Raw genomic sequence first — 16,258 nt, 5'->3', positions numbered from 1 at the left:
GGGGTCAACGACTGCCGGCCGCAATCAGCAACAGTACATAGGCGATTACCATGACGATCAGCCCGCGAAATGCCAGGTTGACGAAGTGGTATTTCGCCTTCGCGATGATCGACAGCGTATCGATATTGCCGAGATATTCCTGGTAGAGAAAACCCGGATCGTTGCGCTCGCCGGCGGCGAGCAACGCGGTGCGGTTTGCATCCCATCCGCCCCAGAACAGCGACGTTGAGCGCAACCCGCGCCGAGGCAGGACGACGAGAATTGCCGCGACAAGTGAGAAGGTGGCAGCCACTGCCATGCAGGCAGAGAAAATCACCAGCGGAAACTGCGCCTCGATGTAGCGTTGCCACTGGAAGGCGCTGCGTCCTTCCGCCGATGTGATCATGAAGGCCAGCATGAAAGTGAAGATGTAGGCGGCCTTCTGGTCGGCGATCTTTATCTGGTCGTAGAAGACGTCGTTTATCTTCTTCAGATGTTCCAGATAGTCCTTCCCGGGAAGGGTAGATGAAATTTCGGTATTTCCCTTGGAAGAATCGAATTTGAGCGAACTTGCCATTTCCCCCAGCCTTCATGCGATTCACTGTAAAGCCCGAGTAACGAATGCAGCATTTCATATGTTAGTGCAAAGGGATTATTGACAGTTCTATCCTGCTCCGGTCATAACGCCCCTTCGGCTTGAGGGGGCATCAATAAAAACTATGCGGCGCTATCTGGCGGTTTCTTTGATGCTGTCGGCTATCATCGGCACGCAGCAGGTTGCGGCCGAGCCGGTCACGCGCGCGCAGCCCGCGGCCGGTTCCGTGATCGCGCGCAAGTCCGGCGAGGAGGTTCGCTTCGTCGATGTGTCGGACTGGCGCTTCGTCGACCTGCGCCAGGATGTCGTGGCCGGCGATTATCTCCGCACCAATGCGACCGGCAATCTGGCCGTGCTGTTTTCCGACCGCACCCAGATGCGCCTTGGACGCAACACGACGCTTCTGGTCAAGAATGTCGGACCATCGACAGATGCGGCCTTCACGCTGGAAAGCGGCACGATCTGGGCGCGCGCAGAACGCGGCGGATTGGGGCTGACCGTCGAGACGCCGGCCGCAGCTGCGGCCATTCGGGGCACCGACTGGACGATGACGGTGGAAGGCAATGGCCGCACCTCCTTGACCGTGCTGGAAGGCAAGGTCGAACTCGCCAACCAGTTCGGCTCGGTGACGGTCTCGCAAGGCGAGGGCGCGGTCGCCAATATCGGCTCGGCACCGACCAAGATCGTCAACGTCAATCCCGACGATCGCGAGCAGATGCTGTTCTTCCTGTCGCTGCGCAATTCCTTCAACATGCTGCCGGCATCGCCGCTTTCCAGCCCGGATATGCGCAGGGCACGTGGCGAGATCACCGCGAAGGCGCCATCGGCGCGCTCGGGTGAGGATTGGCTGACGCTGGCCGAAGTGAATCTCACTTATGAAGGCCGTGGTGCCGCGCGAGAAGCCGCTGCTCAGGCACGTCAATTCAGGCTTTCACGCGCACAGACGGCCCGTCTCGACCTCATCGACGCGATGGTTGCCGGTGCCGAGAAACGTTACGCCGAATCGGCCCGCCTTTTCGAAAAAGCGGGGCGGCATCTCGACCCACGCCGCCGCGCCATGGCGACCTATGGTGGCTATTATGCGCGCGCGCTGGCTGATCCGAACCGCACTGAGGCACCGCCCAAACCCAAAGCGGACGGCCCCTACGCGGCGATGGCCGAGGCACTGACGGTTGCCTTCCTGGTTGATTTCGAGGCGTCGATTGCAGTCCTGAAGAAGGCGGAAGAACGCTATCCCAACGATCCGAGCTTGCCAGCAATGCGCGCACAACTGGCGATGGTGCTGGACGATCGCAACCAGATGGAGGAAGCGATCAATCGGTCGTTGTCGCTCGATCCGGATGATCCGAACGCGCTGGAAGCACGCGCCAATTTCCGCGCCGGCTTCAAGAGCGATCTGGAGGGCGCCTATGCCGATCTAACCCGTGCGCTGGAAATCGCACCCGGGTCGACGACGATCTGGAATGGGCTCGGCCTCGTACAGAATGCCCGTGGTGCATCCCGAGAATCGGAAGCCGCACTGAAGCAGGCGATCGCCCTCGATCCGCAAGACCCCGTCTCGCATATCAATCTCGCGGTGCTTTACCTGGATCAGGACCGCGTCGTGGAAGCGCGCGCCGAGATCGACAAGGCGCTCGAGGTCGATCCTACGTTTGACATGGCATTGCTCATTCGCGGCCGCTATTACATGCAGACGGGCGAACTGGACAAGGCGCGCGACGACCTTCTCGCAGGCACGACGGCAAATCCCGCCGACGCCCAGGGCCTGCTGCTGCTCGGCGCTTCCTACTATGAAAGCGGCGAGCGCGAACCGGCTGCGCAGGCCATAGAGAATGCCGACAGGCTTGATGCCAATGATCCGGTCGTGTCGTCATTCAGGACCGCAATTGCCATCGACGAATATGAAGCCGATGAGGCTATCAGAAGCGCCCAGGAAGCCTTGAAGCGAGCCCGCGCTCGCGGCGGCGACTACGCGCCGCTCAGCGCCAGCCGCGATCAGGGTTCGACGCTGAACGATGCCTATCGCCTGCAGGGGCTGGACGCCTGGGGGCGTTATTATGGTGCTGCCGTGTTCGACCCGTTCGGCGCGGCGGGCTATGTCGACCAGACGGTTTCTGGCAGCCCAAATCCGTTCGTGAATGACCTCAATTATGGTGGAACGGTTGTCGATCCCGGCACGAACGGGGCAGGCTTTTCGTCGTTCTTTCAGGGCTTGATGCTTGACCCGGCCATGATCTCAGGCCGTTCCACGAGCGCCAATCTCTTCAGGCGGCCATTTCTGGAAATGAGCCTTGGGGGTGGCTTCACCAGCACCAGCGACAACACCGGCTGGACAAGCGAAGCCGAGGTTCAGGGCTTCGTGAACAATCCCATACCGTGGAGTTTCTACGGTAAGCTTGATATGCAGCGCTCCGGGGATCACAGGGAAAGCACTGCGCCTGGATTCCCGATACCGAACATCAGTTTTGATCTGCAGGACAAGCTTGTGAGTGGGACGGGCTTCGTGACAGCTCGTCCAACACCCAACGATCGCTTGGTCGCATATGCGGATTTGCGCAGTAACAAGGATGATCTTCACAACGGCTTGATAATCCCGATTCCTTCAATACCACCATTCATCGGTGGAACCTATGATAGAACCCTCAACGACCAAACTGGCTCGATGGGCGTAGGTTGGAGCCACACATTCGGCTATCGCAACGTCACGAATGCGGCCGTGTTTGCTTCAGGTTTGGACCGAAAGAGCGATGAAAGCGGCCTTGTCTTGTTCGATTTTGGCGCTGGTGCGGTGGGGGGCATCCAGCGGTTCGAGGGTTCTACCAAGACGCAATCCTACATCGCCGCGGTAAACCACGTTTATGGATATGACGACATCACCTTCCGATACGGTGTGGAAGGTGGCGTTGTCGATCAAAAGACATCGCAGATATCTACGACAGTGATTCTGGGTGGAGCGACTACGGTCGACATCACGGAGGAAGACTTTGATCTGAGTCTTGGACGAGCTTACGTAGACGCGGTCTATGAAATCACGCCGGAATTAAAGGCGGAAGCAGGTCTTTTCGGGACTTATCTTACCGGCGATTCGACCGGCGTGCCATTCGAGCTAGGCAAGCTGGAGCCGCGGGTTGGCGCCGCCTGGGCACCTGTCGAAGGCCACTGGCTCCGCACAGCCTTCATGCGCGAGACGGCCGCAGTCAATGCCTCGACACTGGCGCCGATCGGCATCCTCGGCCTGCAATCCAATCAGGCGCCGATTGGCTTGGGGGGATATTCAGACACGTTTGCGGCGCGGTGGGACGCGGAATGGAACAGCCGCCTTTTCACGACGCTCGACTACCAGCATCAGGAACTCTCCGGCCTTTCCATAGACATCCCGGGAGCCTTTGATTCAACCGACCTGACTGAAGGCCGCATCGATCGTCTTGCGGCAACGACCAATGTCTGGCTAGGCGGAGGCTTTGGCGCGTTTGCGACCTATGCCTACACCGACTCCGAAAACAAGGACCCGACCAGTTTGGGCTTTGGCGAGGCGCTGCCATATGTGCCCGAACACTCGGCGCGGCTTGGCGTCACTTGGGTCAACCCGGCCAATTTCAAGGTGACGCTGGCCGCCACTTACGTTGGTGAACGAGCCGGTGATGTGTCGGGCGATCCGATCGATCCGTACTGGACTGCCGATGCCTTCGCCACCTGGGAGCCGTTCGACAAGCGTTTTGAACTGGAACTCGCAGCCTACAATCTGTTCGACGAGAAATTCAACGTGGCTACGAGCGTGCCGGGTTGGGGACGTAGTTTTGTCGGATCGCTCAAGGTTCGCTTCTGATGCTTCTCGCCGGGCCGTGGTGGAAGGGTCTTGGCGCTTCGGCCTCAGTGACCGCCAGAAGGCGCAACGGCGTTGTGATGGTGACAGTGCTCGCCGCGCTACTTGCGGCAATGCTGTCTTTGCTGACGCCGTGGAAACTGCTTGAAGCACGCGCCTTCGACTATTTTTCAACGACCGGCGCCCCAGTCCGACCAGCAAATGGGCCGGTCATCGTTGCCATAGACGAACCTTCTCTTGCAGAGGTTGGCCTTCAATGGCCGTGGCCGCGCGACCTGCACGCAAAACTGATCGAGGCGTTGCGCAAGGCCGGCGCGAAGGCGATCGGCCTCGATATCATCTTTGCCGAGCCTTCCAATCCGGCCGCCGACGAGGCGCTTGTCAAAAGCCTTGGGCCTGATGTCGTGTTGGCAGGCGACGAAACCTTCATCGAGACGCCGCAGGCTGCCCAGCATATTCGGGTCGAGCCTCTGGCGATCTTCACGGATGCAGGAGCACGATCCGGCATTGCGTCGATTGCCTTCGACGGCGACGGCATATTGCGCCGCGTGCCGGGCTATGGCGACGGCTTTGCCGCGCGATTGCTGGAGGCTGCGGGCCAAATGGCGGAGGTGCCGCGCAACGCCCTGCTACAAACCTTCGGGCCGTCGCGCACCTATGAAACCGTATCCTACTATCAGGCGCTCGATGCCGATCAGTTTTTGCCCGAGGGTTTTTTCCGCGATCGCGTCGTCATGGTGGGCCTCAGCGTCCAGAACGCGCCGACGATCGCCGAGGGCGGGGCGGACGTTCATGCCACGCCCTTCACCGTTCGCACCGGTCGGCTGGTTGCGGGCGTCGAAATACACGCAACGATCTTCGACAATCTTGCGTCCGGCCTCTCCATCAATCGCGCGCCTGCATGGATTTCTCTGCTGTCGGTCGCGGTCGGAGCAGGGCTCGCAGCCCTGCTTATCCGCCGCCGCACCGGCTGGAAAACGGTGGCGGGCAGTGCTGTCGCAGTGCTGGCCATGCTCGCCGGCAGCTATCTCTGCCTGCGCTTCGGCCGCGTCTTCGTACCGCCCTTTGCGCCGTCGCTGGCCTTCGTGCTGGCGGCAAGCGCACAGGGCGCGCTGGATTTCGCCTCCGAACGGCGGCTGCGGCGAGGCATCACCCGTGCCTTCTCGCAATATCTGTCGCCACCACTGGTCGAGCGCCTGGCGCGCGACCCGTCGCAGCTTCGGCTCGGCGGCGAGGTGCGCACGCTGACCATACTTTTCTGCGACATTCGCGGCTTCACCACCATATCCGAGACCATGAAGGATGATCCGGAAGGCCTGACGCGCCTGATCAACCGGTTGCTGACGCCGCTTTCGGAGGTCGTGCTGTCCACCGGCGGAACCATCGACAAATATATCGGCGATTGCATCATGGCATTCTGGAACGCGCCGCTGGACGATCCGGATCACGCCGTTCACGCGGTGCGTGCCGCGCTCGGCATGTTCGATGCGCTGAACGCGCTCAACGCCGAGTTCGTCGCGGAGACGGAAGCGACTAGCAGACCCGCGCTCAAGCTCGGTATCGGCATAGGCGTGAACACAGGCGAATGCGTCGTCGGCAATATGGGCTCGACCAGTCGCTTCGATTATTCGGCGCTGGGAGATTCGGTCAATCTTGCCGCGCGGCTCGAAAGCGCATCCAAGGATGTCGGCGCGCCACTGCTCATCGGCGAAACGACTGCCGCCTTGGTGCGAGACAGCTTTCCTGTGTTCGAACTGGACCGGCTGACGGTGAAGGGCAAGACGACCGCGGTCGTTGTTTCTACGGTGTTGCCGAATGCCACCGCCGAACAGGTGACGTTGCATGCGAAGGCTGTCGATGCACGCAATGCTGGAGATACATGGTCAGGCGAGGACATTGAGAAACTAACAGCGGCACTGCCGGTTCTGGCGCCTTTCTATTCGCGTATGTCAAAAGGGTATTCGCGAGATTAGGCCCCAGCCCTCTGTTGACCTCGCCCAAGAAGCCTGTGCCTTTTCCAACCAGCCTCAAACCTGATAGATAGCGACATCGAAGGCCTTCTGGCCTTGCCATCGCCAAGGAAATCATCGACCGCTATTGTAGCAATATGACGCTGAAGAACCGCGACATGGCAAATACCTCAGCGCTGCTGATATTGATTGAACAAAGGGAATAGACAGATGGACAACACGAAGACGACCGTCGACGTGAAAACGGAAACCGCTGCGCTTCTTGGGAAGCTCGGTGTTGCGCGCACGGCCTGGAGCGACGGCGACATGCCCTCCTATTCCCCCGTAAGCGGTGAGGAGATCGCAAAACTCATCTCCATTACGCCGAACAAGGCTACTGCAGTCATCGATGCCGCCCATGAAGCCTTCAAGGAATGGCGTGTGGTGCCGGCGCCTCGTCGTGGCGAGCTGGTCCGCCTGCTGGGCGAGGAACTGCGCGCGCACAAGACCGATCTCGGTCGGCTGGTCTCCATCGAGGCCGGCAAGATCACGTCCGAGGGTCTGGGCGAGGTCCAGGAAATGATCGACATTTGCGATTTCGCCGTCGGTCTGTCGCGTCAGCTCTATGGTCTCACCATTGCAACCGAGCGTCCGGGTCACCGGATGATGGAAACCTGGCATCCTCTGGGTGTTGTCGGCATTATCTCGGCCTTCAACTTCCCAGTTGCTGTCTGGTCCTGGAATGCGGCTCTCGCCCTCGTCTGCGGCAACTCCGTCGTCTGGAAGCCTTCCGAAAAAACGCCGCTCACCGCTCTTGCCTGCCAGGCAATCCTTGAGCGTGCCATCGCCCGCTTCGGCGGCGCGCCGGATAATCTCAGCCAGGTTCTCATAGGCGACCGTGCGATTGGCGAGGTGCTGGTAGATCACCCGAAGGTACCACTCGTCTCGGCCACCGGATCGACACGCATGGGCAAGGATGTCGGTCCGCGTCTGGCCAAGCGCTTCGCCCGCGCAATCCTGGAACTCGGCGGCAACAATGCCGGCATCGTCTGCCCATCGGCCGATCTCGACATGGCACTGCGTGCGATTGCCTTTGGCGCGATGGGTACCGCCGGTCAGCGCTGTACGACATTGCGACGTCTGTTTGTCCATGAGAGCGTTTACGATCAACTCGTCCCCCGCCTCAAGAAAGCCTATCAGAGCGTTTCCGTCGGCAACCCACTCGAGACCACCGCTCTTGTCGGCCCACTGATCGACAAGGCGGCCTTCGACGGCATGGAGAAGGCGATCGCAGCAGCCAGGAAAGAAGGTGGCGTCGTCACAGGCGGCGAGCGCATCACCGAGGCTGGCAAGGAGAGCGCCTACTACGTGAAGCCTGCCCTGGTAGAGATGCCCGAGCAGGCAGGCCCGGTTCTTGAGGAGACATTCGCTCCGATCCTTTATGTAATGAAGTACAGCGATTTTTCAGCTGCCCTCAAAGATCACAACGCGGTCGGCGCAGGACTTTCATCCTCTATCTTCACACTCGATATGCAGGAGTCCGAACTCTTCCTGTCAGCAGAGGGCTCCGACTGTGGTATTGCCAACGTCAATATCGGCACTTCAGGTGCAGAGATCGGCGGCGCGTTCGGCGGCGAGAAAGAAACGGGCGGCGGCCGTGAATCCGGCTCGGATGCATGGCGCGCTTATATGCGGCGCGCAACCAACACCATCAACTACTCCAAGGCGCTGCCACTAGCGCAGGGCGTTTCGTTCGACATCGCGTAGGCGACACGGCAAAAATGGATGAAGGTGTCTGTAGCGGCTGTCGTTCAATGAAGCCAACATGATGCTCGAGTGACAGGACTACAGCTCCTTGTTGAGCCGTGCAGGATGGATGGAAACGCTGACTATTCTTCATGGAAAGCGTCCAGCTAAGGGAAACGCTGTTTACTTAAACTTCAAAGGCTTATGTTACCCGATTGACTCAAATGCGCATCTTCTTAAAGTTGAGCATTAGAACGGGCACTAAAGTATCAAGGAGAAAATAAAATGCCGGACGTCAAGGAAGCTGGAGAGGCTGTCTCTACTGGGCAGGAGAAGCCAAAGACTGCGGAAAAATCTCCGAAGGCCACCAAGCCGAAGACTCGCGCGCCAAATGCCGCCCGGGCAAAAGCTGCCAAGCCGGCAAAGGCGTCAGCTACTGCGGCGGCGGCAGTCGCCACACCGGTAATCTCCGCATCGACCCGCAAAAGATACTCCGAAAAGGAAAGGGGCCAAAAGCTTGGCGAGATTCAGAATCTCATCAAGGCAGGGGAAAGCGTTCGGGGCGCCACCAAGAAAGCCGGCATCTCCGAGCAGACCTACTATCAGTGGAAGAAGCCGACAGCGAAGGCATCGCAGTCGGACGAACTTAAGGATCTCGTGAAACTCGAGTCTGAGAATGCGCGGCTGAAGAAGCTTCTGGCAGAAAGGCTTCGAAAGGAAAACGCAGACCTCAAGAAAAAGCTTGGAATCTCCTGATCCCAGGTCACGGTGCCGGACGATCTCTGCCGGCGCCTGAGGCGAGGTAGCTGCGCGCTCATGTAGAGTCTACGCAACTCTCTCCAGGCGCCATCGTCGATCGCAGGCGACGTCTTTTTCATGCCAGGGCCGAACAGCGCTCGGTCCTGGCATGCTGCATGAACGATGGATTTAAATGAGGCTGGCCTTGGCCAGATCCCGCATGAGATGGCTTGCGCCATAGGTCCACGGCGCGCACTCGGTCGAAAGCCTGACGCGATTTGTCAGTGTGCCGATCTCCTCGGTCGAGATCGCCACGATGTCCCCTGCCCGATGGGTGAAACCCTTGCCCTTCTCACCCCGGTCCTTTGACGGCACGAACATAGTGCCGAGATAGAGTGCCATGCCATCGGGGTATTGATGATGCGGTCCCATGGCGGCAGCAACCAGTTCTTCCGGTGAACGGCTGATCTCGGCCATGGAACTAGAACCTTCCAGCGAGAAGCCGTCCTCGCCTTCGACCGTAAGGTTCACCTTCGCCCGCTTCACGGCATCGAGTGTAAAATCCTCATCGAACAGCCTTATGAATGGCCCGAGTGCAGCCGAGGCGTTGTTGTCCTTGGCCTTGCCGAGCAGCAGTGCCGAACGGCCCTCGACATCACGCAAATTGACGTCGTTGCCCAAGGTGGCGCCACCGATGCGGCCCTTGCTCGAGGCAATGACGGCGATTTCCGGCTCCGGATTGTTCCAGGTCGATATCGGGTGAAGACCGACATCAGCGCCGAAGCCGACCGACGCCATGGGCTGGCATTTGCTGAAGATCTCGGCGTCCGGTCCGATGCCGACTTCCAGATATTGCGACCATACCCCGCGCTCTATCAGTTTCTGCTTGCACGCCATCGCCTCGGGCGAACCCGGCTTCAACTTCGAAAGATCATCGCCGATCAGGGATGCGATGTCCGCACGAACGGCGTCAGCTTTTTCCGGTGCGCCGCGCGCCTGTTCCTCGATGACGCGCTCCAGAAGGCTGACGACGAAGGTGACCCCCGAGGCCTTCACAGCCTGAAGGTCCACAGGAGAGAGGAGGAATGGCTTGCCCGGATCGCGCGTTGCCTCAAAGCTGTTTTGCGCGATCTCACTGAGACTGCCGATCGCCCTACCCTCTGCCGAACGGATATAGGCGGACGGGTTGTCCATCTCGCAAATGTCGCGCGATGTCGGCGCCGTCTTTGAGGTTATGTCCACGACACTTCCATCGCGCACTGTGACCATCAGCGGATGTGCGATGCCCGGCACGCTTGCACGGCCGAGAAAAACGCCCTTGCCTGGCAGGCGCATAGAATTCGTCATAGTTTTTCCATCCCTTTGCGGCGTCGCGCATAAGGAAACTGTTTGAGCGATCTCGCTCGCTGGCGCAAGCGGGTTTTCAAGTCTCGTGAGGCGGCCGACAAAACGCCAACGAATCAATCAGCCGCGCCGTTGAAAATGTTTAGTAATTGTCTCGTAGCCACCGCATGACAGGGATCGCCGAAGCTTCGACGAAACCCAAGGCATCCCATGACGGTTGCTTTCCATGCTGCAACGCAGCAACGAATCCATTTGCATTGTTTAGTAATATCTGCATCACTAAACAAATTACTAAACATCCGATCTGCCCGAAGAGCAGCCGATGTTTAGACCCCGGAGGAGGGGTTAGAGGGTTCTTGGGAGCGCCATCCGGGCGTGTCCCGCATATGGGAGGAAGGCATGAAACCGTTATCGAAGATGACGCTTGGACTGGCCTCGGCGCTGTTGGCCTCGACCGCCATTTCCAACGTCGCACAGGCAGAAGATCTGACGCTTTGCTGGGCAGCCTGGGACCCGGCCAATGCGCTTGTGGAGCTGTCCAAGGACTTCACCAAGGAGAGCGGCATCGGCATGAAATTCGAGTTCGTGCCATGGACGAACTATGCCGACCGCTTTCTCAACGAGCTGAATTCGAAAGGCAAGCTTTGCGACCTGATCATCGGCGACAGCCAGTGGATCGGCGGTTCGGCTGAGAACGGCCACTACGTCAAGCTGAACGACTTCTTCGACAAGGAGAAGATCAGCATGGACGACTTCGTGCCGGCAACCGTCGTCGGCTATTCCGAATGGCCGAAGAATACGCCGAATTACTGGGCGCTGCCGGCGATGGGCGATGTCGTCGGCTGGACCTATCGCAAGGACTGGTTCGAGAAGCCTGAACTGCAGAAGGAGTTCAAGGAGAAATACGGCTGGGATCTCGCGCCGCCGACTACCTTCGACCAGTTGAAGCAGGTCGCGGAGTTCTTCCAGAAACGTGAGATCGACGGCAAGACGGTCTACGGCGCCTCGATCTACACCGAGCGTGGTTCCGAAGGCGTCACGATGGGCGTCATGGACGTTCTCTACAGCTTCGGCTTCAAATACGAGAACCCGGACAAGCCTTACGAAATGGAGGGCTTCGTCAATTCCGAAGGTGCGGTGAAGGGGCTCGAATTCTACAAGGCGCTTTACGACTGCTGCACCCCGCCCGGCTCGTCCAACAGCTATATGGGCGAAGGTGTCGACGCTTTCAAATCCGGTCAGGTCGCGATGCACATGAACTTCGCCTTCACCTGGCCCGGCCTCTACAAGGACGAGGCTGTCGGCGGCGATAAGATCGGCTTCTTCGTCAATCCGAAAGAGACCGCGCAGTTCGCCCAGCTTGGCGGCCAGGGCATCTCGGTCGTCTCCTATTCGGAGCATCAGGAAGCGGCGCTCAAATACATCAAATGGTTCGCCAACAAGGATGTCCAGGCCAAATGGTGGTCGCTTGGGGGATATTCCTGTCTCAAGGCGGTCGTTGAAGATCCGGGTTTCCCGGCCAGCCAGCCCTATGCGCAGACCTTCCTCGACTCCATGGCCATCGTGAAGGATTTCTGGGCCGAGCCGAGCTATGCGTCCCTGCTTCAGGCGTCCCAAAAGCGTTTCCATGACTATGTCGTTGCCGGCAATGGCACTGCCAAGGACGCCCTCGACGGCCTCGTCAAGGACTGGACCGAAGTATTCCAGGACGACGGCAAGATGTGATCCCTCCCGGGGCTCGGTCGTGATTTGACGACCTCAAAAACTGTCCCGTGCCGCCCTTGGCACGGGACAGGGTTCAGCTAAATTCAACCGGCAGGGATAAGCAGTGACCGAGACGAGACTGACCATGCTCAATCGGACGGCGGATGGCGTTGCCCGGGCGACCCCGGAGCCGCTGGCCCGCAGGGTTCGCGGCATCAGCGACAAGGGCCTCGCCTGGCTCTTCATTTCACCGACGATATTGCTGCTGCTCGCCATCAACATCTTCCCGCTGATCTGGGCGATCCAGCTCTCCTTTACCAACTATCGCGCCAATCGCCCCAATGAACTCGTCAAGAATGTCGGCCTTTCCAACTATCAGCGTATCCTCAACGACCCTGACATCTGGATCGCCATGCAGACGACCGCGCATTTCGTCTTCTGGACCATCGTTCTGCAGACCCTGATCGGTTTCTCTCTCGCCTACCTCATCGACCGAAAGTTTCGCGGCCATGCCTTCTGGACGACGATCATCCTGGTTCCGATGATGCTGTCGCCGGCGGTGGTCGGCAATTTCTGGCGCTTCCTCTATCAGCCGCAGATCGGGTTGTTCGCCTATGCCGTCTCGTTCGTCACCGGCATTCCGCCGACGCAGATCGAAATGCTTTCCAACGTTTCGCTGGCGCCATGGTCGATCATCATCGTCGATACCTGGATGTGGACGCCTTACGTGATGCTGATCTGCCTGGCCGGACTGCGTTCCATTCCCGAATATATCTATGAAGCTGCCGAGGTCGACCGCGCTTCGAACTGGCGTCAGTTCTGGTCGATCACGCTGCCGATGGCCCTGCCCTTCATCATGCTGGCGGTGCTGTTTCGCGGCATCGAGAATTTCAAGATGTTCGACATGGTCAATCTGCTCACCGGCGGAGGGCCGGGCTCGACCACGGAAGTCGCCTCGATCACGCTGAAGCGACAGGCCTTCGAAAGCTGGCGCACAGGCTATTCCTCGGCCTTCGCCATCATACTCTTCGTCGCGGTGTTCGGGCTGGCAAACATCTACGTCAAGGCGCTCAACAAGGTGAAGCAGAGATGAGCCTTACCACCGCCCATTCAGTTGTCGCGCCTACCGCCACGTCCAAGCGCATCGCCGGTACGATCGTTGTCGTCTATGCCTTGATCTCGATGGTGCCGCTTCTGTGGATATTCGCCACCAGCTTTAAGACGCCGCCGGATTCGATTGCATATCCCCCGAAAATCCTGTTCCAGCCGAGCGTCGAGGGCTATTGCAACCTGTTCACGACGCGGACGCGGCAGACGCCGGACTACATCAACTCACTGGGACCGGCAACGACCTTCTGCGACGAGACCACGCGCAAGCGCAACATGGTCATTGCCGGGCCGTCCAACTTCCTGCCGCGCTTCGTCAATTCGCTGATCATTGCCTTCGGCTCCACCTTCTGCGCCGTATTTCTAGGCACTCTCGCAGCCTATGGCTTCTCACGCTTCAAGGTGCCGCTGGCCGACGATCTTTTGTTTTTCATCCTGTCGACGCGGATGATGCCGCCGATCGCCGTCGCTATCCCCATCTACCTGATGTACCGCGAGCTCGGCCTCTCCGACACCGCGCTCGGCATGATCCTGCTCTACACGGCGGTCAACGTATCGCTCGCCGTCTGGCTTCTGAAAGGCTTCATCGACGAGATCCCTCGCGAATACGAGGAGGCTGCGATGATCGACGGCTATACGCGGCTTCAGGCATTCTGGAAAACCGTGCTTCCGCAGGCGACCACCGGCATTGCCGCGACCGCTATCTTCTGCCTGATCTTCGCGTGGAACGAATATGCATTCGCCGCACTCCTGACCTCCGGCACCGCACAAACCGCACCGCCCTTCATCCCAACCATCATCGGCGAAGGCGGGCAGGATTGGCCGGCAGTCGCCGCCGGAACCACGATCTTCCTGGTTCCGATACTGGTGTTCACCATACTGCTCAGGAAACAACTCCTGCGCGGCATCACCTTCGGCGCGGTGCGCAAATGAGCATGACCCAGCCCGGCAAACGCAAATCCAGATGGCCCGTATGGCTGAGGCGCGGCCTTTTGGAAAACGTCGCCACGGTTGTCATCGGTCTCGGTTTCCTGATGCTGTTCCAGCCTTTCGCGCTGTCGCTCTACACCTGGTCGTTCAACACCATGCTTTTCGGAACCATCATGTTCATCGTCGTTTCGAAGTTTCCGGAGTAAGGGCCATGGCGGAAATCCGGGTCGAGAATCTCAGGAAAGAATTCGGCGCCTTCACCGCGGTCGAGGACTCGAACTTCGTCGTCGAGGACGGCGAGTTCTTCGTCATGCTCGGACCGTCCGGCTGCGGCAAGACGACGACGCTGCGCATGATCGCCGGCCTCGAATTGCCCACGAGCGGACAAATTCTGCTCGGCGGCGAGAACGTGACCATGCGGCGCGCCCGCGAACGCGACATAGCCTTCGTCTTCCAGCTCTTCGCACTCTACCCGCATATGAATGTGCGCAAGAACATCGGCTTCCCGCTGCTCGCGCAGGGAATGCCTGCTTCCAAAATCCGTCAACGCGTAGAAGAGACGGCGAAGCTGCTGCGCATCGATCATCTGCTCAACAAATCCGTATCCGGCCTTGCCGGCGGCGACCGCCAGCGCGTCGCACTCGGCCGCGCCATCGTGCGCCGGCCGAAATGCTTCCTCATGGACGAGCCACTCGGCACGCTCGACACGGAGTTCCGCGACCTGATGGTTCATGAGTTGCGCGAACTTCACAACCGCATCCACGCCACCACCGTCTATGTAACCCATGACCAGATGGAGGCCATGTCGATGGCCGACAAGATCGCGGTCATGAACCACGGCATAATCGAGCAGTTCGGCACGCCGCGTGAGATCTACGATCGCCCGGCAACCATGTTCGTCGCCGACTTCATCGGCTCGCCGCCGATGAACTTTCTGGGCTTTGGCGGCGGGCTTGCCAGAGGCGCCAAGGAAATTACCGTGCAGGGTGCCAGGGTTGCCGTGCCGGAGGTTCGCGAGGATGTTGCGCTGGCCGATATGGCGCTAGGTATCAGGCCGGAACATATCCGCTTCGATGACAAGTCCGGCCTACGCGGCGCCATCTACGGCACCGAGTATCTCGGCACCACGCAGATTGCGGCGGTGGAAACGGCCGACGGGATCATCAAGGCGCGAGTGCCTGCCGAGGTAAAACTCAATCCGGGTGATCAGGTCGGTCTTTCATTTAACAGCGCAAGGCTTTCGCTATTCGACAAGAAGTCCGGACGCGCAGTCCGCACCTCCATTCATGACCTCGCCTCCCAAGGGAGAGTGCATCATGGCTGAGGTGCGCATCAGCGGTGTAACCAAATCCTTCGGCGAGCGGGCAGCCGTCAGCAATCTCGACCTGCACATTGCCGATGGCGAATTCGTCGTCCTGCTCGGCCCGACCGGTGCGGGCAAGACCACGACGCTTAGACTGATCGCAGGGCTGGAGAAACCGGAGACAGGAAAGATCCACATCGGCGGCCGCGACGCCACCGGCCTCGAACCGGCAGCGCGCGATACCGCGTTCGTCTTCCAGCAATATTCGCTCTACCCGCATCTCTCGGTATTCGACAATCTCGCCTTTCCGCTGCGCTCGCCGGCGCGACGGTTTAGCGAGGATGCGGTGCGACGCCGCGTCGAAGATGTCGCGAAAATGGTGCGCATCGATCACAAGCTTTCTAGCCGCGCGACGAAACTCTCCGGCGGCGAGATGCAGCGCGTCGCCATCGGTCGCGCACTTGTGCGCAAGCCGGCGATCTATCTGATGGACGAGCCGCTTTCGTCGCTCGACGCCAAACTGCGTGCCGATCTGCGTCTGGAACTGAAGCGCATCCAGGCCGAGCTCGGCGCAACGATGCTCTATGTCACGCATGATCAGATCGAGGCGATGACCATGGCCGACCGCATCGGCATTCTGACAGACGGCGTCCTGGTGCAGATCGGCACACCGAAAACGATCTACACCGAACCGGCAAACCTGCACGTTGCCGCGCGACTCGGCCAGCCTGCCATCAACCTTTTACCGACCGGACTTCTGCCAGACGCAGACGCGCCAACGGGAACGAAAACGATCGGCGCACGCACCGAGCATCTCACCATCGAGAAAGCGGTGAACGGGCATGCCGACGGCACTGTCGACTGGGTCGAGCATCTCGGCGACCAGAACCATCTGCACGTGACGGTAGGGTCCAAAAAGCTGGTGACGCTGACCGATCCCGACACGGACCTGGCGAAGGGCGACAGGATCATGATCCGCTATCGCGCACCGCTTTTCTTCGACGCGGCAGGAGACAGGATCGCAAACCGATGAGCGCGGA

Annotated in this window: 12 protein-coding genes; 10 read left to right on the top strand and 2 right to left on the bottom strand. The window is 59.6% G+C overall.

The features are described from left to right. Positions 1-4 precede the first annotated feature (4 nt). Entirely contained in the window at positions 5-556 is a 552-nt protein-coding gene (locus WBQ96_RS01900) for a Pycsar system effector family protein (protein ID WP_246245719.1), read from the bottom strand. Between the two features lie 169 nt (positions 557-725). Here WBQ96_RS01900 and WBQ96_RS01895 point away from each other — a divergent pair, with 169 nt between their 5' ends. The 4 genes from WBQ96_RS01895 (at position 726) to WBQ96_RS01880 (ending at position 8,848) form a co-directional block, all read left to right on the top strand. Next, entirely contained in the window at positions 726-4,400 is a 3,675-nt protein-coding gene (locus WBQ96_RS01895) for a FecR domain-containing protein (RefSeq protein WP_336546782.1), read from the top strand. Continuing rightward, a complete protein-coding gene (locus tag WBQ96_RS01890) occupies positions 4,400-6,370 on the top strand; it encodes a CHASE2 domain-containing protein (RefSeq protein WP_442920785.1) in 1,971 nt (656 codons plus the stop codon). The genes WBQ96_RS01895 and WBQ96_RS01890 overlap by 1 nt, the downstream gene beginning before the upstream one ends. Before the next feature lie 207 nt (positions 6,371-6,577). Beyond that, positions 6,578-8,113 (top strand): L-piperidine-6-carboxylate dehydrogenase, encoded by a 1,536-nt coding sequence (gene amaB / locus WBQ96_RS01885; protein ID WP_336546784.1) that lies wholly within the window; start codon positions 6,578-6,580, stop codon positions 8,111-8,113. Between the two features lie 264 nt (positions 8,114-8,377). After that, positions 8,378-8,848, top strand: a complete 471-nt coding sequence (locus WBQ96_RS01880; protein WP_336546786.1) for a transposase — start codon at positions 8,378-8,380, stop codon at positions 8,846-8,848. A 171-nt stretch (positions 8,849-9,019) separates the two neighbouring features. On the opposite strand, the gene WBQ96_RS01875 is transcribed toward WBQ96_RS01880, so the two are convergent. Next, entirely contained in the window at positions 9,020-10,177 is a 1,158-nt protein-coding gene (locus WBQ96_RS01875; RefSeq protein WP_336546788.1) for a fumarylacetoacetate hydrolase family protein, read from the bottom strand. A gap of 396 nt (positions 10,178-10,573) precedes the next feature. On the opposite strand from WBQ96_RS01875, the gene WBQ96_RS01870 reads away from it, so the two are divergent. The 6 genes from WBQ96_RS01870 (at position 10,574) to WBQ96_RS01845 (ending at position 16,251) form a co-directional block, all read left to right on the top strand. Next, complete coding sequence (locus WBQ96_RS01870; RefSeq protein ID WP_336546790.1) at positions 10,574-11,899, top strand: ABC transporter substrate-binding protein; 1,326 nt, start codon at positions 10,574-10,576, stop codon at positions 11,897-11,899. 124 nt (positions 11,900-12,023) lie between these two features. Then, entirely contained in the window at positions 12,024-12,971 is a 948-nt protein-coding gene (locus tag WBQ96_RS01865; protein ID WP_336547241.1) for a carbohydrate ABC transporter permease, read from the top strand. Then, the gene (locus WBQ96_RS01860; RefSeq protein WP_336546792.1) at positions 12,968-13,918 is read left to right on the top strand and encodes a carbohydrate ABC transporter permease; all 951 of its coding nucleotides are present in this window, start codon (positions 12,968-12,970) and stop codon (positions 13,916-13,918) included. Before WBQ96_RS01865 ends, WBQ96_RS01860 begins: the two co-directional genes overlap by 4 nt. Next, a complete protein-coding gene (locus WBQ96_RS01855; protein ID WP_336546795.1) occupies positions 13,915-14,121 on the top strand; it encodes a hypothetical protein in 207 nt (68 codons plus the stop codon). Before WBQ96_RS01860 ends, WBQ96_RS01855 begins: the two co-directional genes overlap by 4 nt. A 5-nt stretch (positions 14,122-14,126) precedes the next feature. Further along, a complete protein-coding gene (locus tag WBQ96_RS01850; RefSeq protein WP_336546797.1) occupies positions 14,127-15,239 on the top strand; it encodes an ABC transporter ATP-binding protein in 1,113 nt (370 codons plus the stop codon). Then, the gene (locus tag WBQ96_RS01845) at positions 15,232-16,251 is read left to right on the top strand and encodes an ABC transporter ATP-binding protein (RefSeq protein ID WP_336546799.1); all 1,020 of its coding nucleotides are present in this window, start codon (positions 15,232-15,234) and stop codon (positions 16,249-16,251) included. The genes WBQ96_RS01850 and WBQ96_RS01845 overlap by 8 nt, the downstream gene beginning before the upstream one ends. Positions 16,252-16,258 lie beyond the last annotated feature (7 nt).

Origin of the sequence: Mesorhizobium sp. CCNWLY176 (assembly GCF_037153935.1) — a bacterium.
GTDB lineage: Bacteria > Pseudomonadota > Alphaproteobacteria > Rhizobiales > Rhizobiaceae > Mesorhizobium_M > Mesorhizobium_M zhangyense.
The sequence above is the reverse complement of the archived record's forward strand: the minus strand, read 5'-3'. Positions and strand labels throughout refer to the sequence as shown.

What these genes read in the sequence shown, in the direction of transcription:
- WBQ96_RS01870 (WP_336546790.1), top strand. Translation starts at nt 10,574, where the DNA reads ATGAAACCGTTATCGAAGATGACGCTTGGACTGGCCTCGGCGCTGTTG.
- WBQ96_RS01845 (WP_336546799.1), top strand. Translation starts at nt 15,232, where the DNA reads ATGGCTGAGGTGCGCATCAGCGGTGTAACCAAATCCTTCGGCGAGCGG.
- WBQ96_RS01875 (WP_336546788.1), bottom strand. Translation starts at nt 10,177, where the DNA reads ATGACGAATTCTATGCGCCTGCCAGGCAAGGGCGTTTTTCTCGGCCGT.
- WBQ96_RS01890 (WP_442920785.1), top strand. Translation starts at nt 4,400, where the DNA reads ATGCTTCTCGCCGGGCCGTGGTGGAAGGGTCTTGGCGCTTCGGCCTCA.
- WBQ96_RS01850 (WP_336546797.1), top strand. Translation starts at nt 14,127, where the DNA reads ATGGCGGAAATCCGGGTCGAGAATCTCAGGAAAGAATTCGGCGCCTTC.
- WBQ96_RS01900 (WP_246245719.1), bottom strand. Translation starts at nt 556, where the DNA reads ATGGCAAGTTCGCTCAAATTCGATTCTTCCAAGGGAAATACCGAAATT.
- WBQ96_RS01880 (WP_336546786.1), top strand. Translation starts at nt 8,378, where the DNA reads ATGCCGGACGTCAAGGAAGCTGGAGAGGCTGTCTCTACTGGGCAGGAG.
- WBQ96_RS01855 (WP_336546795.1), top strand. Translation starts at nt 13,915, where the DNA reads ATGAGCATGACCCAGCCCGGCAAACGCAAATCCAGATGGCCCGTATGG.
- amaB (WP_336546784.1), top strand. Translation starts at nt 6,578, where the DNA reads ATGGACAACACGAAGACGACCGTCGACGTGAAAACGGAAACCGCTGCG.
- WBQ96_RS01895 (WP_336546782.1), top strand. Translation starts at nt 726, where the DNA reads ATGCTGTCGGCTATCATCGGCACGCAGCAGGTTGCGGCCGAGCCGGTC.
- WBQ96_RS01865 (WP_336547241.1), top strand. Translation starts at nt 12,024, where the DNA reads ATGCTCAATCGGACGGCGGATGGCGTTGCCCGGGCGACCCCGGAGCCG.
- WBQ96_RS01860 (WP_336546792.1), top strand. Translation starts at nt 12,968, where the DNA reads ATGAGCCTTACCACCGCCCATTCAGTTGTCGCGCCTACCGCCACGTCC.